General features: G+C 41.9%; 22 protein-coding genes and 3 pseudogenes. 15 read left to right on the top strand and 10 right to left on the bottom strand.

The window, feature by feature from the left end:
* Nucleotides 1-879, bottom strand: coding sequence for a ribokinase (gene rbsK, locus BXP28_RS20000; protein WP_024095245.1), 879 nt, complete (start codon nt 877-879; stop codon nt 1-3).
* The gene (locus BXP28_RS19995; protein ID WP_036656005.1) at nt 872-1,861 is read right to left on the bottom strand and encodes a LacI family DNA-binding transcriptional regulator; all 990 of its coding nucleotides are present in this window, start codon (nt 1,859-1,861) and stop codon (nt 872-874) included. The genes rbsK and BXP28_RS19995 overlap by 8 nt, the downstream gene beginning before the upstream one ends.
* A gap of 1,077 nt (nt 1,862-2,938) precedes the next feature.
* On the opposite strand from BXP28_RS19995, the gene BXP28_RS23010 reads away from it, so the two are divergent.
* The 7 genes and pseudogenes from BXP28_RS23010 to BXP28_RS25375 all read left to right on the top strand — a co-directional run bounded on the left by BXP28_RS23010 (nt 2,939) and on the right by BXP28_RS25375 (nt 5,995).
* Nucleotides 2,939-3,115: a hypothetical protein gene (locus BXP28_RS23010; protein ID WP_024095243.1), complete on the top strand. Its 177-nt coding sequence runs from the start codon at nt 2,939-2,941 to the stop codon at nt 3,113-3,115.
* A 44-nt stretch (nt 3,116-3,159) separates the two neighbouring features.
* Entirely contained in the window at nt 3,160-4,509 is a 1,350-nt protein-coding gene (locus BXP28_RS19990; RefSeq protein ID WP_036656003.1) for a hypothetical protein, read from the top strand.
* Nucleotides 4,510-4,512: 3 nt separating this feature from the next.
* Nucleotides 4,513-4,653, top strand: coding sequence for a hypothetical protein (locus BXP28_RS23005; protein ID WP_158225718.1), 141 nt, complete (start codon nt 4,513-4,515; stop codon nt 4,651-4,653).
* Nucleotides 4,654-4,811: 158 nt separating this feature from the next.
* Nucleotides 4,812-5,129, top strand: a complete 318-nt coding sequence (locus BXP28_RS19985; protein WP_036656001.1) for a transposase — start codon at nt 4,812-4,814, stop codon at nt 5,127-5,129.
* 214 nt (nt 5,130-5,343) lie between these two features.
* The gene (locus tag BXP28_RS25385; protein ID WP_104932598.1) at nt 5,344-5,496 is read left to right on the top strand and encodes a helix-turn-helix domain-containing protein; all 153 of its coding nucleotides are present in this window, start codon (nt 5,344-5,346) and stop codon (nt 5,494-5,496) included.
* Nucleotides 5,475-5,741 (top strand): annotated as a pseudogene (locus BXP28_RS25380) (DDE-type integrase/transposase/recombinase); the annotation flags it as partial. The gene BXP28_RS25385 and the pseudogene BXP28_RS25380, both read left to right, overlap by 22 nt.
* A gap of 65 nt (nt 5,742-5,806) precedes the next feature.
* Nucleotides 5,807-5,995 carry an IS3 family transposase gene (locus tag BXP28_RS25375; protein ID WP_144083344.1) on the top strand — a complete coding sequence of 63 codons (189 nt, stop codon included), beginning with the start codon at nt 5,807-5,809 and terminating at the stop codon, nt 5,993-5,995.
* 457 nt (nt 5,996-6,452) lie between these two features.
* Here the strand turns inward: BXP28_RS25375 and BXP28_RS22990 are convergent, their stop codons facing one another.
* Nucleotides 6,453-6,614 (bottom strand): hypothetical protein, encoded by a 162-nt coding sequence (locus tag BXP28_RS22990; RefSeq protein ID WP_024095253.1) that lies wholly within the window; start codon nt 6,612-6,614, stop codon nt 6,453-6,455.
* Between the two features lie 185 nt (nt 6,615-6,799).
* On the opposite strand from BXP28_RS22990, the gene BXP28_RS19970 reads away from it, so the two are divergent.
* Together BXP28_RS19970 and BXP28_RS19965 are read left to right on the top strand one after the other, a co-directional pair.
* A complete protein-coding gene (locus BXP28_RS19970; RefSeq protein ID WP_036655999.1) occupies nt 6,800-7,981 on the top strand; it encodes a DUF418 domain-containing protein in 1,182 nt (393 codons plus the stop codon).
* A 115-nt stretch (nt 7,982-8,096) separates the two neighbouring features.
* The gene (locus BXP28_RS19965) at nt 8,097-8,750 is read left to right on the top strand and encodes a hypothetical protein (RefSeq protein ID WP_023484907.1); all 654 of its coding nucleotides are present in this window, start codon (nt 8,097-8,099) and stop codon (nt 8,748-8,750) included.
* Nucleotides 8,751-9,024: 274 nt separating this feature from the next.
* Here the strand turns inward: BXP28_RS19965 and BXP28_RS19960 are convergent, their stop codons facing one another.
* The 3 genes and pseudogenes from BXP28_RS19960 to BXP28_RS19950 form a co-directional block, all read right to left on the bottom strand.
* On the bottom strand, nt 9,025-9,732 hold the full coding sequence (locus BXP28_RS19960) for a Crp/Fnr family transcriptional regulator (protein WP_036655998.1): 708 nt from the start codon (nt 9,730-9,732) through the stop codon (nt 9,025-9,027).
* 71 nt (nt 9,733-9,803) lie between these two features.
* Complete coding sequence (gene rd / locus BXP28_RS19955; protein ID WP_077585288.1) at nt 9,804-9,983, bottom strand: rubredoxin; 180 nt, start codon at nt 9,981-9,983, stop codon at nt 9,804-9,806.
* 307 nt (nt 9,984-10,290) lie between these two features.
* Nucleotides 10,291-11,523: pseudogene (locus BXP28_RS19950) on the bottom strand (FprA family A-type flavoprotein).
* A 357-nt stretch (nt 11,524-11,880) separates the two neighbouring features.
* On the opposite strand from BXP28_RS19950, the pseudogene ric reads away from it, so the two are divergent.
* A pseudogene (gene ric / locus BXP28_RS19945) lies at nt 11,881-12,583 on the top strand (iron-sulfur cluster repair di-iron protein).
* A gap of 400 nt (nt 12,584-12,983) precedes the next feature.
* Here the strand turns inward: ric and BXP28_RS19940 are convergent.
* Nucleotides 12,984-13,178: a helix-turn-helix transcriptional regulator gene (locus tag BXP28_RS19940; protein WP_036655993.1), complete on the bottom strand. Its 195-nt coding sequence runs from the start codon at nt 13,176-13,178 to the stop codon at nt 12,984-12,986.
* A 311-nt stretch (nt 13,179-13,489) separates the two neighbouring features.
* On the opposite strand from BXP28_RS19940, the gene BXP28_RS19935 reads away from it, so the two are divergent.
* Nucleotides 13,490-13,969 (top strand): hypothetical protein, encoded by a 480-nt coding sequence (locus BXP28_RS19935; RefSeq protein ID WP_023484902.1) that lies wholly within the window; start codon nt 13,490-13,492, stop codon nt 13,967-13,969.
* Nucleotides 13,970-14,358: 389 nt separating this feature from the next.
* On the opposite strand, the gene BXP28_RS19930 is transcribed toward BXP28_RS19935, so the two are convergent.
* The 3 genes from BXP28_RS19930 to BXP28_RS19920 all read right to left on the bottom strand — a co-directional run bounded on the left by BXP28_RS19930 (nt 14,359) and on the right by BXP28_RS19920 (nt 17,254).
* Nucleotides 14,359-14,715 (bottom strand): hypothetical protein, encoded by a 357-nt coding sequence (locus BXP28_RS19930; protein WP_023484901.1) that lies wholly within the window; start codon nt 14,713-14,715, stop codon nt 14,359-14,361.
* Nucleotides 14,716-15,108: 393 nt separating this feature from the next.
* Nucleotides 15,109-16,797, bottom strand: coding sequence for a copper resistance CopC/CopD family protein (locus tag BXP28_RS19925; protein WP_023484900.1), 1,689 nt, complete (start codon nt 16,795-16,797; stop codon nt 15,109-15,111).
* Nucleotides 16,798-16,969: 172 nt separating this feature from the next.
* Nucleotides 16,970-17,254, bottom strand: coding sequence for a CD3324 family protein (locus BXP28_RS19920; RefSeq protein WP_023484899.1), 285 nt, complete (start codon nt 17,252-17,254; stop codon nt 16,970-16,972).
* A gap of 723 nt (nt 17,255-17,977) precedes the next feature.
* On the opposite strand from BXP28_RS19920, the gene BXP28_RS19915 reads away from it, so the two are divergent.
* The 4 genes from BXP28_RS19915 to BXP28_RS19900 all read left to right on the top strand — a co-directional run bounded on the left by BXP28_RS19915 (nt 17,978) and on the right by BXP28_RS19900 (nt 20,702).
* The gene (locus tag BXP28_RS19915) at nt 17,978-18,265 is read left to right on the top strand and encodes a hypothetical protein (protein ID WP_077585183.1); all 288 of its coding nucleotides are present in this window, start codon (nt 17,978-17,980) and stop codon (nt 18,263-18,265) included.
* A 141-nt stretch (nt 18,266-18,406) separates the two neighbouring features.
* Complete coding sequence (locus BXP28_RS19910) at nt 18,407-19,315, top strand: sensor histidine kinase (protein WP_023484898.1); 909 nt, start codon at nt 18,407-18,409, stop codon at nt 19,313-19,315.
* A complete protein-coding gene (locus tag BXP28_RS19905) occupies nt 19,312-19,989 on the top strand; it encodes a response regulator (RefSeq protein ID WP_023484897.1) in 678 nt (225 codons plus the stop codon). The genes BXP28_RS19910 and BXP28_RS19905 overlap by 4 nt, the downstream gene beginning before the upstream one ends.
* Before the next feature lie 89 nt (nt 19,990-20,078).
* Complete coding sequence (locus tag BXP28_RS19900; RefSeq protein ID WP_036657482.1) at nt 20,079-20,702, top strand: YcnI family copper-binding membrane protein; 624 nt, start codon at nt 20,079-20,081, stop codon at nt 20,700-20,702.
* Nucleotides 20,703-20,717: the final 15 nt, after the last annotated feature.

Here is a 20,717-nt window from a genome sequence, read left to right as displayed (position 1 = left end):
TTACATTTGCGCCTCCACTTCTTGACGATACGGCATGCCGCCCTGCGCTCCAAACTTCGTCACGGACAAGGAAGCTGCGCAGTTAGCGAAACGGACGCTCTCGAAAATCGGTTTGCCCTCAGCGAGCGCAACAGCGAAAGCGGCGTTAAATGTGTCTCCCGCGCCTGTTGTATCGATTGTTTCTACCTTATAAGAAGGAACAAGCACTTCGTTTAAACCATCAAAATAACGGACACCTCTGCAGCCTTCAGTGATAAACAGCTTGTTCGGATATTTGCGCAGCCCCCCGGAAACGCTTAGGGATGCAAACAAAGTTTTCGCTTCATGTTCATTTGGCGTAATGTATGCGGCGTTTTCGATCACTTCTTCATCAAGGGGGTGGGCCGGCGCCGGGTTCAGCAACAAAGGAATGCCAAGCCGTTTGCACACCCTGCTGACATGGGTCACGGTTTCCACCGGGATTTCCTGTTGGAGCATCACCATATCCGCCCCGTTAAAAGCTCCCATACAGCGGTCGATATATTCCGGCGTTACTTCATTATTGGCCGCTTTAACAACAACAATACTGTTATCCCCCTCAGCCAATACGATGTGCGCAGTTCCGCTTTTCATATGTGTAACCGGTTCCACATAGTCGATACAAACTTCGTTTTGTTTAAAGTTGTCCAAAATTTGCTCAGCAAAAGCATCGCTTCCCACGCGCCCAATCATGGTCACGTTGGCACCGAGTCGCGCTGCGGCGACGGCCTGATTAGCTCCCTTGCCTCCGGGAACGGTTTTGAAACTTTCGCCGAGAACCGTTTCACCGGCTCCCGGACGTTTGGATGATGTGACAACCAAATCGATTGATGAGCTACCCACTACTATAATTTTAGCCATGCTGCTCCACCTTCCTCGTCGTTTCCCGCTCCGTAAACGTCACGGGCATCTTAATGATTTTGTGATTAACATTTTCATTTTCCAGCAATTGAATCAAGAGGCCGGCCGATGCTCTTCCCATATCATAGGCAGGCTGCCGGATCGTCGTCAGCGCCGGGGTCAGAAGGCTACTGAGCGGAATATCGTCAAAGCCGATAATCTGCACGTCTTCCGGCACCTTTTTGCCAAGTCTGAGCGCTTCATGAAGCACTGCTGTCGCTACGATGTCGTTGCTGGCGATAACGCCGTCGGTGTCGGGATACCGCTCGAACAGTTCCTTCGCCCAGATTCCAGCCTCCGTGAATGAAAACGATGTAGTCTGGATCATATTAAATGCGATTCCTTGACTGCCCAGCACGCCAGCCGCACTTTGATAACGATCCTGCGCTGGCCGGATCGAATCGGGACCTTGCATCACCGTTATCTGCCGGCTGCCGCGGGCAATCATTTCATGGGCAGCAATTCTTCCGCCCTCACGGCCATCCGCATATACCGCCGGGCGGTTATCCGCCGTTCGGTCGAGAAATACTACCGGAATTCCCAGGTTCCGATATGTATCGGTATCCGGATGATTCGTGGAGGCAATCACGCCAACCACGTTATTTTGCACGAAAGTCTGGATGTATTCCTTTTCTTTATTTATATTTTCATCGCTGTTGCCAAAAATGATCCGAAAATCATTCTCCTGCATCTCGTCCTCCACCCCGCGCGCAAGCTCTGGAAAAAAGGGGTTGGTGATATCCGGGAGAAGCAGACCGATCAGTCTGGATTTTCGCTTATATAAAGATCTTGCTACCTCATTCGGCGTATAATGCAGCTCTCTGATAGCAGTTTCAACCTTCTTACGGGTATCTTTATGAACATAACCCGTCTCGTTGATCACCCGCGACACAGTAGCTACCGAAACGCCCGCGTGTTTCGCTACGTCTCTAATGGTTGCCATAATCTTATTCTCTCCTCAATGTGGAACCGGTTACAACTATAAAATAGCACATCATTTTTTGTTTGACAAGTTTAAGTTTTAACTCACAATCTGTTCGTGTGACTACTGGTTTCACATTTTTCAAGCCTTTGAGAACTTTCTTTTTGTTGCCTCTTCTGCTGCTTTCTTGATCTAGCGTATCCGGCTAATTCCTTCCAGATCGCTGTTTCGAGCCGTTTGTTCATCTGGTCCATTTGATGCTGGATCTCTTTTCTGCCGATGAGCCTAATTCTAACATTGACTGAAAGTATGGCAGGAATTGCAAGGTGATATACAATTCCAACTACCGTTCCTACAACTACCTCTATACCAACAAAAATATCCCGCCAAATTCTCTCATGTTGATAGTCTTTGAAATAGAACCGAAATAGAACTCTTCATCCGGATGCTCTTGCCTGATTCTCTATATAGTAATCGTGGCATAAAAGTTATTTCCATTTAGGATATCTATCATGTTGATTGTAGGTATTTGCTCCATCGCAGGTTCGCGGTATTTACTTAGGTACTACGAAAGAAAGCCCACTTAAACCATAGAAAAACTGGTTTATTTCATTGCATTCTTGATTTTTCTTGCTGGAATGCATCGGGAATTTTAACTTTGGAAAGGAAACCAAGGTTTTCCCGAATGCTTCCCCTGCTGATGAAATTGCAGCCGAAAGCTTATCGTTGCTATCCACCTCTTTGGGTTTGCGGCAGCGTTCTCGTGAATTTCCCTTTTTTCTAGCGGTTGGATACCGAAGTCAATAAAGTCGTAAATTTGGTTTTCATAGGCCTAAATTTCTCTTTTTGCGCTTGGTTTTTCCGAAGGACACTTTTAAACAATAAATGAAACATCAAACAACAAAAAAGACTACTTGCTACTCAAATGAACTGTGAACTGTGACCCGTAAGATGGACCTTTGAAAAAAGCCCTCTTACGGGTTATTTGTGTTTTAATCAATGTACTAGAAAAGAACAGGGGAGAAATAATGGGGAAATCAAGGAGGAGTTCCAGGGTTTTCACAGAAAATGAAATAAAACAACTAGAGGCTAACCCGAATGTTCAGCATAACGGACAGAATCACCGCATATGCGCCAGCGTTTAAGTTGGCTGCCTTGAAAACGTATGAGGATGGACAGACACCTATGGAGATTTTTCTTCAAGCAGGATTTGACGTAGATGCCATTGGGCTATTTTTACTGTTTCTTTTTGTACGGTTTTGTATAAAAACCTAAATGCGGTATTATGGAATTATATGGTACCATAAGGGGAGTAAAAAATGGATAACAGGATTTCGCTGCGTGTTGAACTTGAAAAGGCAATAGCTGAAACCGGATGTACACTTTCTCACTTGGAAGAAAAGGGTGGCCCTCAAATTGGGAATTTAAGCGCCTGCCTTCGAGGCAAATCGCTCCGGCCTATCACCATGAAACAATTAGATACGCTAACAGAAATACTTGGCTTACCTGAAGGATACTACTATGAGCATTATCTTGCGGAGTGTTTTTATAAAGGTAGAGTGGCCAGACCCCGAATGGAATCTTTTTTATTCCGCTGCGCGGAACTTGGAAAAACGGAATTGGTCATGGAGGGTATCAATATCTTAGCAGATCACCCCAAGTATACAGAACTGTTGTTTTCTGTAGCTGAGAATTTATACCTAAGTGGTCATGTTAAAGAATCCATTTCCTTTTACGAAGAAGTCATCGAGGGAGAAAAGTACAACCACTCTGACCGATTAGTCATTAGTCACTATCGAGTCTTTAGGGCTAGTATTGGATCTGATGCTGATAAAAACTTAAAAGCAGTAGTTCGTTTTGGAGGCTTTCGAAAAAAACTGCCTGAAGGTTTTCAACTAGATGCCTTGTTGCAATTAGCAAATGTTTGTTATAGTTTGCAATTATGGTCCACGGTTCAGCAATTTGCAGAAGAGCTAAGGATACTATCGAATATTGTATATCAACAGGTGGTGAGAAAGCTCGATAGTCAAAGAATATCGGAACCACCAGTAGAAACTGAACGACATCTTGTTGTTTACTATGGACAAGCATATTTATTGAAAGGTATGTCCTTATCTAAACAAGGTCGATTTGAAGAGGCAAAAGCATGTATAGAAGGATATGAAGACCTCAGCTGGTTTAAACTGTTGGACAACTTAGGAAAAAAAGAGGTCGATAAATTTTCCCTATTTGCTAAAGCCAATAGATATTGTATAGAATTATGGTTAGGGAATACTGGTGTTCTTGACGAATTCGTAAATTTCCTCGTTGAACATCCTAAACGAATTCCAAGTAGTTTATTAGTTATTTTAGAGGCTGCGAATACATACAGATTAAATATAGACCACATCTTAGAACTTTTCGCTGATGCCTATCCTTCAATACCCCAGCAGAATGTAGTGTTTGCCCAAAGACACTATAGGTTTTATTATCAAAAAGCAATTTATGCATTTAATCGGAAGCGCTTTGCAGAAGGGTTGGAAACCATTTTATATTGTCTTTCATTATCCATTCGGGCCCATAAATATCGCGAATCATTAATGTGCGTCATGGAGTTCAACAAATTTGATGAGTATGCTTCAGATTCCCAGAAAGTCAAATTTAAGGATATTTTGAAAGGAGGTATTTAACCCGTGAAGATTAAAAAATACTTGGTTTTCCTTATCTTAACGTTTTCATTATTATATGTGGTAAATGGGATTAATCCAGATAAAACCCACGAAGCAGCCAAACAATCAGTTATTGCTTATGCTGAAAATGGAGTAGGAGAATAAAATTAAAAAGCATCAGTAGCTGGCTGGTCAAGACCCCATTTTGTAGACATTAAAAAAGACCCTAGGCAGCAAGCTGGCGTCGGTACTCTGATATTATCCCCTTTAGGTAGACAGTTAAGAGAATGACTCTTACTGTTAACTTGGAGGGGATTTTTTTAATGAAAAGAATACAACGCACTCACTCAGCTGAATCGAAATATAAAGCAGTTCAGATGTATCTTGAATGTGGTTTAGGGTATAAACGCGTTGCTAAAGAGTTAAATATTCCAGAGGCTTCAATAAGACGCTGGGTTAAATATTATGAAAATGAAGGTATGGCTGGGCTAGAAGAGAAACGTGGGAAATCAAAAGGTTTGAACAAAGGCAGGCCGAGAAAGAACCCTCTGAGCCCTGAGGAGGAATTAATTAGATTGCGCGCGGAGAATGAATATTTAAAAAAGCTTTGGGCGCTACAAAGGAGGGGAAGAAAAACGTAAGCAAAATCGCTCAATATGCCGTGGTGGATCAACTCTCATTCAAGGGTTATAGTATCTTAATGCTTTGTGAAATCGCTCATGTATCCAGAAGTGGGTTTTACAAATGGCAGCGAAGACGTGGTACGTCTTCTTGTAAACAACTGGAGGATCAATTCTTAAAGGAAAAGATAGTAGAAGACATCAACGCCTACGTGGCATCTTAGGATATCCACGGATGCGAATTTGGTTGAAGAAGACGTATGGTATACACGTAAACCACAAAAGGGTTTATCGTTTAATGAAACAAATGGGGATACAAGCTCAGATTCGCAAAAAGAAAAGGTATTATGAAAAAAAGAAGTATGTGTGGTTTCCGATAATGTATTAAACCGAGATTTCCATGCAACCCGGCCAAATGAAAAATGGGTCACCGATATTACTTACATTCCATATAAACAGAAAAACCTATACCTGTCCGCTATATGCGATCTATTCAACAACGAAATCATTGCTTTCCACCTAAGTACCAGAAATGACTTACAACTAGTGATTGATACATTGGAGAAAGCCCGAAAAGTACGTAAAACAAAAGGTGTCCTCCTCCATAGTGACCAGGGGTATCAGTATACTTCCAGGCATTTTAGCAAACTTCTGAAACAATACAAGATGAAAACAAGTATGTCTCGAAAGGGAACTGTTTGGATAACGCCTGTACGGAGAGTTTTTTTGGGCATTTCAAATCAGAGTGTCTATACATACAATCTTTTGAATCTGAAGAGGCACTCAAAACCGCTATAGATAAATACATACGGTTTTATAATTACGACAGGTTCCAGGCAAAATTAAGCAACTTTAGTCCGGTGGAATACCGTACTAAGGTTGCTTAGGACCTATCAGTTTTAATGCTGTCTACTTGACGGGGGTAAGATCAGAGTACCGACGCCAGCTTGCCGCCCAGGGTCTTTTTTCAATGTCTACAAAATGGGGTCTTGACCAATATCCGGCGGGGATTTCCCTTTGAGAATATTTGAGGATATTCAAAGGATTAAAAATATATAAGATGTGCAGTCTCTTTCTATTTTTATTTTCCATACACATCATGAAGCTGATCAACCAGCAGGTTTACCGCTAGTATATGCCAGCCATATTCCAGATAATATTCGACCAGAGGATTTCTGCATAATCTCTTTCAAGCACCAACCGGCTCAACCCTGATGAGAATGATTATCATTACTATTATTAATATAATGATTTTTTTCCTATTCGTCAAGACAAGTTCTCCCCGCTGCAATTTGGATAGGCGGTTTGTCAAAATCATCATGATGTCATCTTTGGCGAAACCGTCTACAAAAAAAGTCCGAATCTGACCCCCGCGAATCCCAACTTCCTGTGAATCACATCAAAGCTTTGTTCCACACCTAAAGCCCTCAAAAAACCAATATTTTCGTCAAAATTGAAAGTAAGCAGCTGATTGTGCTGCCCCTCTCTCGTATCCGGATTACGCATCTGGTCTCCTCCATCACTCATCCATATAACTTTTTCCAGTTATTTCCAACCATATAGCGGTTAAAACCTGCTTTCCGGAGGAAAAACGATACGTAAAGGCATTTAATTCTTATGTTTGGCCAAATCTCTGTTTGTTTTCATTTCCATATCCGATAAAATCGAGACAGGCGAAGGAGGAGATATTTTTGCTTAAACCAACAGCCGGAAAAGAACGCATTGCGGATCTTGACTATATTCGCGGCTTCGCCCTAATCGGGATTCTGCTCGTGAATATGCCCCTGTTCAGTGGAGCTGAATATCAGACTTATACAGGAGCTGACCGTGTGATCCGGCTAATATTTGATTTGTTTGTGCAGGCCAAATTTTATACTATATTTTCTTTTTTGTTCGGGGTAGGTTTTTATTTATTTGTCTCCAGGGCATTGGTTAAGGGGTATAGCCTGAATTTATATAAAAAGAGAATTACCGGACTGCTTCTGATCGGGCTGGTCCATCTTATTTTTTTCTGGAAAGGGGATATTCTGGCTATCTATGCGGTTAGCGGTTTTTTGGCTGTCCCTTTTTTCCGGAAGGAACCATACGAAATACGAAATTGGGGGTTCGTCCTAATCGGGGTATTCCTCATTGTTTTTGTCATTCTTCCAAGCCTTATGGCATGGACTATGCAGCCATCGTCGGGTAAGACAGATCCTGAGCTTATGCGTGCATTTGATCCGGAGAAAGCCGAGCAAACCATCCGCGCGTTTCAGCAGCTTTCACTCTGGGAGTGGGTAAAATGGCGGTTTCAATACGAAGTTTTGGATTCATTCGTCAATCAGTTAGTTGTAATCCCCAATATTCTGGGGTTATTTTTGCTGGGACTTTATGCGGGGAAAATCGGACTTTTCTCCAATGCAGCTTCCTATCGTCAGCCGCTTCACCGAATTCAAATATGGATGGCCGCCCTTTCTCTCCCTTCCTTAACTGCCATAATTCTTTTATATGCGGCTGGGGAACATGCTGCCCTATATAATCAAACTTTTGTAACAGTGAGCGGGTTTACTTTGGGGATAGGGTACATCGTGACGCTCATCCTGCTTCTGCAAAACTCTGGTGTGAAACGCTGGTTAAAGCCTTTGTCTGCCTATGGTCAGATGGCTCTCACGAATTATCTGCTGCATACGGTTATCAGCGTTTCACTCTTTGTCCCCGGCCACCTGTACAGGAAAATTGGTTTGCGGCAAGGAGTACTGATCAGCGTGTTCCTGACGGTTATTCAAATAACTCTGTCCAATTGGTGGCTTTGTCATTTCCGGTTCGGCCCCGCCGAATGGGCCTGGCGTTGTTTTACCTATGGTCAACTTCAGCCGCTGAAAAAATCGGGATAAATGGCGGCCTGCATTTTTCTTGATTATAAATTTAAATTATACTATTTAAATGTTACTAAAATTGGTTTATAATGGTAATTGTATTTTATAAATTTATAATAGGAGAGGAATTTCTATGAAAAAAAATTTTTTTGTTATCGCTCTTTCCGCTTCCCTGTTCGCCGGAATAATGGCCCCAACCGCTTCCCTGGCTTCTACTCCCGCCAACTCAGAACAATCAACCAACATAGTATCTGACAGTAACATAGTCTATCCATACAGCAAGAAACTGGAGCCTTATGTACATTTGCAATCAGATGGCACATTGTTACTGGATGAAAGCTACAAGAAAAATGTCTATGTACCGAACGCAGTTATTCATTCTATTAGCTTTTGGATGAATTTACTTAATCAAGATGTTAAAAATGGAGATGCCGTCATTCATTCTGATTTATCCGTTACCTACAACGGCCAAACAGATAGGGTTAAATCTGCCGTTGCTCTTAATACAACCCATTATTCTATCTTTTGGTGGGGCTGTATGCTCTATTTCAGTCATAGCGATACTCAATATATAGCCCGTGCTTTAGATGCCGGCGCTAATGGACAAACTGTAGGAGTAATCATTTCCAGACTGCTGCACGGTGCCCCAGAAAATATTATAGCTTCGGCTGGCAGCTTTTTATACAATATGGGAGCCAAACAACTTCGTACTCTTGATTGGGGAAATGGAATTTATATTTCACTTCCTTTACAAGGTACACCTGGAAGCATATATTCTCAAAAGTAAGCATGCGATGAATAATGTACGATTTAATCTCCCATTGTCTTTTCACGCTCCCTTACCGTACTCTGAATAAAACATATGACCCGCAAGAGCCACTTTTTATCTGCGGACCTGTGATTGACCTTGTGAAATCGGCAAAAAAATAACAAAAATCCCATTAAAACCTTTTCATACGCTAAAAACGGGATTTTGTTTGGGAAAAACAACCAGGTACTTTTGCAGGACCCTCTAAGAGGGACACTTTTTTAAGTGTCCTTCTGCGGGTCGTAATTCAGACTTAATCAATATATTCGTTTAGCTTTTGCATATTTCGTATCGTGATTTCCCGGGTGCCTTTGATTTCAATCATACCTAGTCGTTCAAACTTGCTGAATTTGCGGCTGATGGTTTCCCGCGTAACTCCGACATAGTTGGCCAATTCTTCGCGTGAAAGAGGGAGCTCAACCTTAATCTGTCCCTGGACTGTTTTTCCGTATTTATCCACGAGTTCCAGGATCATATGGACAATACGTATTTCAGGATCCTTTGTCGCCAGACTTTGGGCCAGGTTTTCCGCGTGCGCCAATCTTTTCGTAACCGTTTTGAGCAGCTTTAACGAAATGTCAGGGTTGTTTCGGACAAGATGTTCCATATCTTCTTTGGTGAACATGCAAATTTCAGTCTTTTTCAGTGCATAGGCACTAAAATTACTTAATTCATCACTGCTGAAGATATTCAACTCACCAAAAAAATCTTCATTAGACAGTATATGCAGGATTTGTTCTTTTCCTTGAGGCGTTGTTTTCAACAGTTTGACATGGCCTTGCTTAATAATGAATAATGTGTCCGAAGGTTGTTCCTCCAGAATCAGCGCTTCCCCTTTCTCATACTTTCTGTGTTTAATCATCACGCTAACTTTGGCCAAATCCTCCTCAGAAAGAGAGGCGAAAATAGGTACTTTGCGAGTACACAGTTCCTCGGCGTATTGGCAAGAAATTTCTGTCATCTTATCCACTCCTTTCACTCTTTCTGCTCATGTGCAATCATGCTTTAGGACTGCACAACATTTCATTACTGTTAACCTTCAATAGGTGCAAATTGGCTTTTGTCTTCACCACAGACCGGACAAACCCAATCCTCGGGAAGATCCTCAAAAGCTGTACCGGGTAAAATATCTTCATCAGGATCACCAATCTTCGGATCATAAATATACCCGCAAGGCTGACATATATATTTTTCATAATTTTTTCTCCTTATGAATTAATTTCAAAACTTAGATTCCCATATGAACGGGTACAAGATATAGATAAATCTGGATCGCAGTCATTTACGTCTTCTCGTAAATGCTCGCCCGTTGTTTTATAAAATTGATTTCTTGTCATAAATTTATGGCGGGGTTATTGCAGTTTCTTGTGACTTCGTTCATTACTTCCTCTATACTGCAGGTTGCATAATCTATTTTTTCGAGATTCATTTTTTGTTCAATAGCGGCTTTATACGGTAAGGAAGCAGCAGCGTTTTCGAATACAATAGCTCCGCAAAGAGAGTTCCTCTCCTGATTTCGTTAAATACTAAGCAGCAGGTCTGAGACGAATTCGGCAGCATTTTTGATTTTTTTGATTTTGTCTTCCTCTTTTGGTGAAAAGCGTACACGCACAGGGAATTCCACATGGGTCATTCCGGTTGACTTGATTACGTTTGAGGTGCTTAGCACAGTCATATTCGTCTTATTCAAATAATCCTGAACTACTTCAATGGCTTCGCCGCTCCAACCGTAAGAGCCAAATGCTGCTGCAAGCTTCCCTTCCAGTTCCATGTTCTGCATCTTCTGCAAAAAGATCTCCAATTTACCGGCCATATCTGCATATTTAGTTGAGCTGCCAATAAAGACGGCATCAGCAGCCCCGATGCTGGTTAAGATTTGAGTCTCGTCATTCTTATCTACATCCCACAAATCCACACTGATATTGTTTTCTTGAAAACAATCTCTCAGGATATGGGCCATTTTTTTGGTATTATTTCTAAGCGTTCCATATACAATGGTTACTTTCTTGTCGTCCTTTGTATCCGCACTGAGTTCAGCATACAAGCCGATGTATTTGGCAATATCACGCCGTAGTATAAAACCATGGGAAGGGGCAATGGTTTCGATCTCTAAATCCCGGATAGCTTCCAAAAGTGTCCGGACATATCTTCTGTCCGGATGGATAATTGCTCGGTAATATCCGATGAAATCCCCGGTGATATCATATCCCGCTTCATCTGCAAAGAAATGTTCCACGGCTACGTGTGTGCTGAAAATATCGCAGGGAAACAATATTTTATCCTCTATACAGTAAGTAATCATTGTTTCTTCTGTGTGTAGATAAGGAGTTTCTTTGAAGAGAAGCGTCTTGCCTCCAATATCAAGCTGGTCTCCATCTTTGACCACAAGATAATTGCGGTGGTGAAGCTTGTACATTTGTTGAATTTCCGGTACAGCAATTTCCGTACAGACAATCGTGGCATTGGTTGCCTTTGAGGCCAGTGCCGCCAGACCACCTGAATGATCAGGTTCGGTATGGTTAATGACAATATATTGGATATCAAGCGGATCTATTCATTCGGATATTTTTTCAGCGAACTCTCTTCCAAACTCTATGTCTACCGTATCAATTACCGTTGGTTTGCTGGTTTTAAGCAAATACGAATTATAGGTTGTACCTTTTGTTAAAAGAAGACGGTGGAAGGGAACCTCGCGGCAATCAATCTTTCCTACCCAGTAAATATCTTTGGACAACTTAATTTCAGTTTGCACTGGAATAACCTCCTGCTGATCATTTTAACGGCACCCTAATTCTACGCCTACTTGCTGGAAAAAAAGAGGATTCAAATCAAATTTTACGAAATAACAAAATGGTTCCTTAGCGGAGTGAGATCTGATCCGAAAAATAACCTTCTCAAGTTCAAGAATATCAGAAGAACAAATTCACTAAACGTATTATCAGGAAGAACAGGAGCAATAAATCCGAGATTTACCAAGGTTTGGCGAAACAAACGAAGTCACAAGCGAAAAACTGTAATAGTTTGATTTGCATTGATCCTAATCACCTTTTTACCAAGAATACCGTATTATAATAGCCTTGTACTTGAATTAAATAAAGGAGGACCTATAATGACCTTTACTGCTCAAAGCAAAATCCGAGACATTGTCATACAGTTTCCCAAAGCAAGTGATTATTTTAAAACCCATAAAATTGACTTTTGCTGTGGAGGAAACAAGCCTTTGGAGGAAGTAGCAAAACAGCATGGATTGGATGTTAATGACCTTCTACGTGATATCCAGCACCTTCAGATGAAGAACGTTGAAAATCGGTCCGGTACGCCTGATCCTGCACATCTGTCTTCTACTGACCTTATTGATTTAATTGTGGACAAACACCACGCTTACTTGCGCGAGGAGCTTCCCCAGTTAGATACTTATGTAACCAAGGTGTTTCATGTTCACGGAGAAAATCATGTTCATCTGCAGGAAGTTTTCCGTTTATTTCGTGCTTTACGAACCGAACTGGAGCAGCATACCCTTAAGGAGGAGACTATTTCTTTTCCACAGATTCAAGCCTACGAAAATAAACCGTCGGAAGAAAGTAGAAACCTGCTTGCTGACACGATCAGGGAACTGGAGAAAGAGCAATGATGAAGCGGGCCACTTGCTTAAAGAAATCCGCCGCGTAACTTCCGACTTTACATTACCTGAAGGCGCCTGCACGACTTACCAGATCACTTACCACCGTCTAGAGGAATTGGAATCTATGACTTTTGAGCATGTGCATTTAGAGAATAATATTCTTTTTCCACGGTATACTGAGTATCGGTGAATTCGATGAGACAAATACAAAGGAAAGCCCACCGGAGAACGGTGACTGTGACCTGCAAGAATGTCACTTTAAAAAGTGGCTGTCCTAAAAGTTATTGAAGTACCCCCGTCAAGTAGACAGAAATAAAATAACATCTATTATAAAGCCTTAGTTCGAACTTTCACCCGGATTAAGGCTGGTTTAACTTGTTTGCAGTATGGATATTAATAATCATTCTCGATGTATTCAAAATAATTACCTATAATTACATGATAAGTAGACAGTCCCAGTGTGGGAGAGATGCAGTTGGCAAGAATTTGTTTCCATACTTTCTTTGTTAAATGATATCTATAATTCCAAATAGGGTAATGATGATGCCGACTGCCAAATGGAAAATGTCTCCTTTCGTTTTCTGCATAATTTATTCCTCCCAAAAAAATACATATTCAATGCTTTTATTAAAGTACTTAGGTATTTGATAAGCCAAAATGAGTGACGGATTATATCTGCCGTTCTCAATAGATATGATTGATTGGCGTGAAACCCCTAATATTTGTGCCAGTTTCTCTTGTGATATCCCCCTCTCTTCACGCAACTCTCTCACCCTGTTCTTCAAAAAGACACACCACCATTTCCAATAAGTCGTTTATCGATCGTCCCCACTAAAAAAGGAGATATTTTTGCTTAGACCAACAACAGGAAAAGACCACATTTCGGATGGCTTGATATAACATCATTTCCAATTTAATTCCGTAAAATAGGCCTGGGTTTGTTTACTTATGGATACCCTAGGAAAATCAGTATAATCGACCATAACGCACAAAGTAGGTATACAATATTTCCTCAAATCATTTTTTTCGTTTACATATTTCCAATTGACTTATAATGGTAATTGTATTTTATTAATTATTTAAGGAGAGGATTTCTATGAAAAAGAGCCTGTGTGTTATTGCTCTTTCTGCTTCCCTGCTTACTGGAGTAATAGTCCCAACCACTTCCTTGGCTTCTACTGCTGAAAACTTAGAACAATCAACAGACACATTATTTGAAAATAACATAGTCTATCAATACAGCAAGAAACTGGAGCCTTATGTACATTTACAAACAGATGGCACATTATTATTGGATGAAAGCTATAAGAAAAATGTATCTGTACCTGATGAAATTATTCATTCTATTAGCTCCTGGATGAATTTACTCAATGAAGATGTTAGAAATGGAAACGCAATCATTCATTCTGATTTATCCGTTACCTACAACGGCCAAACAGATAGGAGCAACCCTACCGTCGCTCTCAATACAACCGATTATTTTATTTTTTGGTGGGGCTATATGTTGTATTTTAATCATAGTGATACACAATCTATAGTTCGTTCTCTAAAATCGGGTGCTAATGGGAATGTATAGGACTGATACTTACTAAATGCCCGGTGCCCCAGGAAGAATCATTGAAGGCATAGCAACCGCAGGTTATTTTCTATACAACAAGGGAGCCGAAATACTCAATGATAACGATTGGGGGTATGGAATTTATATTACACTTGTTTGGCCAAGTGTACCTACAAGTATAGATCCTCAAAAATAAGGTTATGGTAATTTTAAAACTACTATTTAGTTTTTCAAAAGAGTTCTGTTCATAGGAACTGGACTTTTTTTATTTTAAAAAATGCCCCTCCTTTTTAAGTAAAAGGTGTACAGAAGGATGTTACACTCGACCTGGAGGGGATTTTTTGTAGAATGACAAAAGAAAAGAAGTTTCAAAGTAAGACCTTTTCACTCCCAATGACATTTACCGGCTATGTCCTCTTATGAACAACAAAACCAATTACATAAAATAATAGTGCCGGGAAGAAAAACATCGTATACACTGCAGCATCACCAGAAATAAGCCCATTTCTATACAACAGTAATAATACAAACAAACTTACAACGGATATCGCATAGGAATAGTAGCCTGCTTTTTCTTTCACATAACGAATTCTCTCGTCATATTCTCCATCTTTATAGGTGATTCCTGTGAGAATTGCCGATATCCCAATAAATAGTGTAAATATATTCTCATAATTCACCTGTTTGAAGATATCTATAATTCCAAATAGGGTAATGATGATGCCGACTGCTAAATGAAAAATTTCTCCTTTCGTCTTCTGCATGATTTATTCCTCCCAAAATATAGTGTACTTTCATTAAAGTACTAGGAAATTGGCAGATTAAAATGAGTGGGGGGGTTTAATTTCCATTCTCATAGATATGATCGATTGACCAGCCCCCTATCTAATATGTGAGCTAATTTTCCTTGTGACCTCTTGACTTAGTTCCTCACCCCGTTAACAAAAACAAACCATTTTTCCCATTCATTGGATATATACTAATTATAAATGATTCCTTTTCAATTTGTCAAGTTACCTTTACACCAGGCATCATTCGGGGACAACCTTACCAAAAAGAACACACCCCTAAGGGGTAGCATCGGCTTCACACAAGGCGTTTCCAATGTCCGCTTTAGGGGTGTACTTTAGGGGTGCATATTTTTGAACGTTCAAGTTTTATTTAGGCAGTTGTTCGTACAACTGTATTTCTTTACGGTAGACTGTTTCGTCGTCATGAGGATTCATTACCCGGATCTCCACTTCCCACTTTCCATCGAAAGGCAGGAAAGCCCCTTCGGCTTTATAGCTGTACAGCTTGAATCCGGGGAAAGAAATATCCTTTTCGGACTGTTCCGTCCTGTTGAGAGGAACCTCAATAGGGGCAAGCCCTTCTTCCCCGTCACCGGTCACGTTCCTTTTTTCTTTATATTTCAGAATAAATTGAACCCGTTTCGGTTCACCCATGGACTCAGGCAGCCAGACTTTTGTCATAAACTTGTTGACTCCAGGGACATTTGGGGTGATGGAAGCGGTCATATGAATCTGTTCCCCCATCTCATGCCAGTATAAAGGTTCGTTGGATGGTGTAGGAGAAGTGTATGTCAGAAATCCAACAATCCCGATTATCCCCAGCATAAGTGTAAAATCCACTCTCAACCACTGCTTCAGGGAGCGTTCCCCTTTGTTCTTCATATACATGCGGATGAAGGCCGCAACGATAATGACAATTAGGACAAGTCCAGATTTGACTAAAAGCAGCACTCCCCAAGTAGTATAAAGCAAGTAACGAAAACTTGGCAGAAATAAAAAAGTAGAAAGAATACCTGTAGCTGCCAAAATCAAAATACTGATGAAGGCCGTTTTAGAAAAGCGGGACAAATAGGGCAGGACCAGTTCTTTTTGTTTGCGCCAGAGCACAAAAGCAAGCAGCAGGCCCCCCGTCCAGAACGAAGCAGCGATCAAATGGATACAATCGCTTGCGATGGTTACCGGGCGCGGAGTATACACAGCCGCATGGCCGGTTGACCCTTTTGTAATGAGAAGGGCCAGAACCCAGGCAATATCCGTCCACTTGTTGCGGCCCAGCAGAACAAATCCGGTAAGGGACAGGATAAAGGTGATCAGCCAGCTGAGTCCTACGCTTGTACGGACTATTAGAGTACCCAGATCGGCAAGCCCTCCTTCTCCCAGCAAAGTCTCTAAATGGGTGGATATTACCAGAAGCAGGGCAACCAAATGAGCCCGCTGGAGATTTAGCGTCCAGAAAGATAATTCTTTCCTAAAGGACCCCGGTTCTACCCCGGACATTCTCAGCCAGATCAGCCATCCGGCCAAGGAAAGAAGCGTAAAATACCAGAGTCCTCTTGACAGATTTTGAATTAGCTGGCCGGAAGTTCCGCCTCCATGATGATGACCGCCCGAATTGGGGGTATTCCCCTGCTGGCCGGATGGCGGAGCATTATTTTGTGCAGTCTCTCCGATCGTAATGGGGTAACTTCCGCTTACCGGATGCCCGTCAGCAGAAATAATATGATACGACACAACATAAATTCCGTCTTTCAGTTTAGGCAGCTGCAGTTCCAGACCGGTCCGGTCACTAGACAAAACCGCCTGATTATCTGTGGCGGACTTCCCGTTCTGGTCCAGTACTTTGATATAGTAAAGGCCATCTTCCAATCTTTCGTTAAAGGTTAAGGATATCCGCCCGGGCGGTTCCTTGATCACGCTGTTCTGTTCAGGTTCGGCTTTCAGCAAAGAAGCATGGCCATATGTCATTTGCGGGGACCAGTTCCAAAGCAGTATCCCTGCGAACAAAATAAGCATCCAGGCATGCAAACGCTTTATCAGCTTTTTGTTTCTGTTCATTCCAACCTCCGGATCTTACAATCGTTATCCATCAAGTATAAGTCAATAACATTTTTCACAACAAGGACAGACATGACAATTCTATGAAAAAAATATAAAAAAAGCCAGAAGTAAAACGGTTCCTTTCTTACAAGGAAACAAAAAAAGAAACAGCGACAGCTGCCACTGTTCTTTATGCCTGCTTTACTTTTTCTCTTGTTTTGGCAATGATTTTCCGTATACTGTCTTCCGATAAATGGTATTTATGAATTAATTCCACCACAGTGGAGCCATTCTGATACATCTGGTAAATCTCTCTGTTTCTTCGTTCGATCACTAGGCGGGTCCCATTATTCTCTCCCCACCCGGCTCTGCGGTTTTCTTTTTTAGGAATATAAATAATTTCGCCCTGTATATAGTCTTGCAGTTGCTTTAACAGACTGGGCGGCAGGATATCTTTACCGTTCTTATAACTCATGGATGAAACCCTCCTCATTGTAGCAATAGCTCGTTTCAATCAGGTACTGAGCAACTTTGCCGAGGGGTTTCATCTCCCTACTTTTTATTTCAAAAGGAAATAAAAAAACACGATAGCCAAATCTGGATCGTGCCTGAACGTTGTATGTATAGAAAACCTATACAGACAGGTATACGGTTATTCCAGATCAGATATTCGGCTAGGGATGAAACACCTCGGATTGGAAAAATACGGAATTGGGTGTCATTCTCATTGTAAAACTCTCCTTTCGTTCAAATTTAGATACTTCCATTATATGGGCAATAAAACAAACTGTCTAGAAGAAAACTAAGGGAGAGGCCTTTCAGCCTCCCTGCATCCAATGATTTCCGCAGGTTAAACGGAAATCACCTCGTGTTGGATGATCAATGCCATCGCCTCCTTTCAAAAGGATTAAGCCGGCTTGCACTTTTATTTTACTTATGCCTCCTCCCTTCATCAAGTGAAAGAACAACTATAACTATTCTCTCCGGAAGAAACAGGCTCCGGACAGGAATACATCATGTTTGTTTTGGTTTATGTCAGGTATGATATCCGGTAATGGGATATTTTTCTGCAGCTTATTTAAAGAAAGCAGGATTTTTCGATTTTTCCCAGAAGAATAAATAATAGTAAATATTTTTGTTTCAAAAGGATAACATCCGCTTTTCAGGTTCTGTCTTTATTATGAAGAGGTGAGATACGATGTTTGAGATGCTGATCTGCCAGAAAAACAAAGTGAAAGTCGCTTGCGGCGCGGACATCATGGTGGGAATTATATCCTCCTATTATGAACAGTTTCAGTTAATCAAAGTAAACAACGTGCTGCTCCCCATTGAACACATTCATTGGATCGAAGTGCTGGATGAAGACCTTGAATGCACTCCTATGAACAACCCCCCTTTCCAAACCTGCGCCCGGTTGGTCAATTGTTTGCCCCCCTATAACCTGGTCAACCAAGAAAGAACGGGCAAACCTGCTTCCCCGAGATGAGAGTCCTGTAAAGGAAAACGACTTCACCTTTCTTATAAAAGATAGTGGTCGCTTTCCGGTGAGTGTCCCATTAAAAAAGAAGCGAAACACTCTCTGAAGAACTTCGGCTCTTGCTGTGTTCGGTCCAGGGAGTGTTTTTCGTTGAAAAGGAAAACGTTTGAATTTCATACAGCCGTTTTGTACGATACACAAGAGAAAAAGCTTGTACTTATCCGGACAAAAGAACCGAGAGGAGGATCTGCCATGAATTTGCGAAAACTGAAGCTGCTGTGCATATTTTTGCCGGCTGCAGTTATTGGCGGATTTGAATATATCCGGCATGAATTTATGCTGAATCTGTTGTCCATGGAAACGGGTAATGTCTACATAACACTAATGACCCTGCTTCTCTCCTATTTCTTTACTGCGTGGATGTTTGAACAGATTGAGAGAAGCAACCAGAGCCTCGCCGAGGAAAAAACAAAACGGGCGGTATACGAGGAAAGAGAACGTTTTGCCAACGAGCTTCATAATAATCTGGCCCAGACGCTGTTTTTTCTCAATGTAAAGCTTAAACAGGGTAAAATTGAGGAGGCCAGGGCCGCTGTTTCGGAAATCGATAACCATTTAAGACAAGCCATTTTTAATTTGCGTACACTTCCGGAAGAAGGCACTTCCCTAAAAGACCGGTTAAGCAAATGGCTCACGGACTGGGAAACCTTGTCCGGCATTGATGTAGAGACAAGGATCGGCCTCCCTGAAAGGGTATTTGCCCCGGCTGAAGAAGTGCTATTGTTTGGTATTGTTCAGGAAGCTTTCACAAATATCCGTAAACATTCCGAAGCAACAAAAGCCTGCCTTTCTCTTCAAGGAGGGAAAGACAACTGGTCTCTAGAAATCCGGGATAATGGGAAAGGATTGCTGAATATTCAGAGTTCCCATAAGCATTATGGAATCCCGATGATGCAAAAAAAAGCAAATAAATTAGGTGCCTGCTTTACCCTTACAGCCCCGGACGGGGAGAAGGGAACCCGCCTGCATCTTTATCGAGAAAAGGAGTGCTGGTTATGAATTACTGTGAACCTTACCGGGTACTGCTTGCGGATGACCATCCGCTGGCCCGGCAGGCCGTGCTTAGCCTGCTGGAAGAGGATGCGATATTTACGGTTGTAGGGGAAGCCCGTCACGGGGAAGAAGCTGTCCTCTTATCTTCTCAGCTCAAGCCGGATTTGGTGCTGTTGGATATTAACATGTCTCCAATGAACGGCCTGGATGCCCTCCGTCTGATCAAACAGAAGCAGCCCCACATTAAGGTCGTCATGCTTACGGTATCAGATAATGTCGCAGATTTGTTTATCGCAGTCCAATTTGGGGCCCAAGGCTATCTGTTAAAAAACATGGATCCCGATGAATGGCTGCTATACCTGCATGCCCTCCTGGATGATAACTCCGAGGTAGCCCGGAAGATGGCGGACCGTATTATGAGCCAGTTCAGATCACCGGTTAAAGGAACGGAACAGGACCCGAGTCCTTCTGTACTGACAGCCAGGGAAACCGAGATCGTCGCCCATGTATCTAAAGGGTATAACAACAAACAAATCGCCCTCCGCCTTTCCATATCCGAAAATACCGTAAAGAATCATATGAAGAATATTTTGGATAAACTTAATCTGGAAAACAGGGTCCAGTTGACAGCCTATGCAGTTAAACATCAACTGACACATTATGGGCATATTTCCGAGTAAAAATAGCCCGATTGAGCCATACATCCCTCTCTTCACTTCGTGTAAAGTGAGTAAATAGAAGCCAAATTGAAAGGACTGTGTATATTGCAATGAAAAAAATCACAATGTATCTTTGCGCTTTACTTATGAGCGCCTTTCTTTTTGCCGGTACCGCCAGTGCCCATGTGACGGTTTCGCCAAACGAAGCCATACAGGGTTCCTATCAAAAGTTTGTAGTCAAGGTTCCAACTGAAAAAGGAATCCCTACCACCCAGGTGAAAGTTAAATTCGATATATCCAATGTGAAGGTATCTTCCTTTGAGCCAAAGCCGGGATGGACCTACGAAACAGCCAAGGACGAACAAGGAAATATTACGGGTGTCACCTGGAAGGCCCGGGGAGACGGTATTAAAAAAAATGAATTTGCGGAATTCAGCATGCAGGGAAAAATTGCCGACAATGCGGCCTCCATCACTTGGAAAGCCTATCAGACATATTCGGATGGAAGTATTGTAGAATGGACCGGAGCTGAAGGCTCGGATAAACCTGCTTCTATCACGAAAGTACAGCCTAAGCCCGCAGGAGCAACGAAGGATAGCCACGGAAACACTCAGCTTTCAGCTCCTGAACAAGCCGCAGACAGCGCTACGAATACTCCGCTGTATCTTTCCATAGCAGCCCTTGTCGTAAGCGTACTCGCCCTTTTGATCTCTATATTTAAAAAGAAGGCCTGATCTTCTCTTCACATG

It is taken from the genome of Paenibacillus larvae subsp. larvae, from assembly GCF_002003265.1.
GTDB classification, from domain to species: domain Bacteria; phylum Bacillota; class Bacilli; order Paenibacillales; family NBRC-103111; genus Paenibacillus_H; species Paenibacillus_H larvae.
This window is presented reverse-complemented; position numbering and strand designations above follow the sequence as displayed.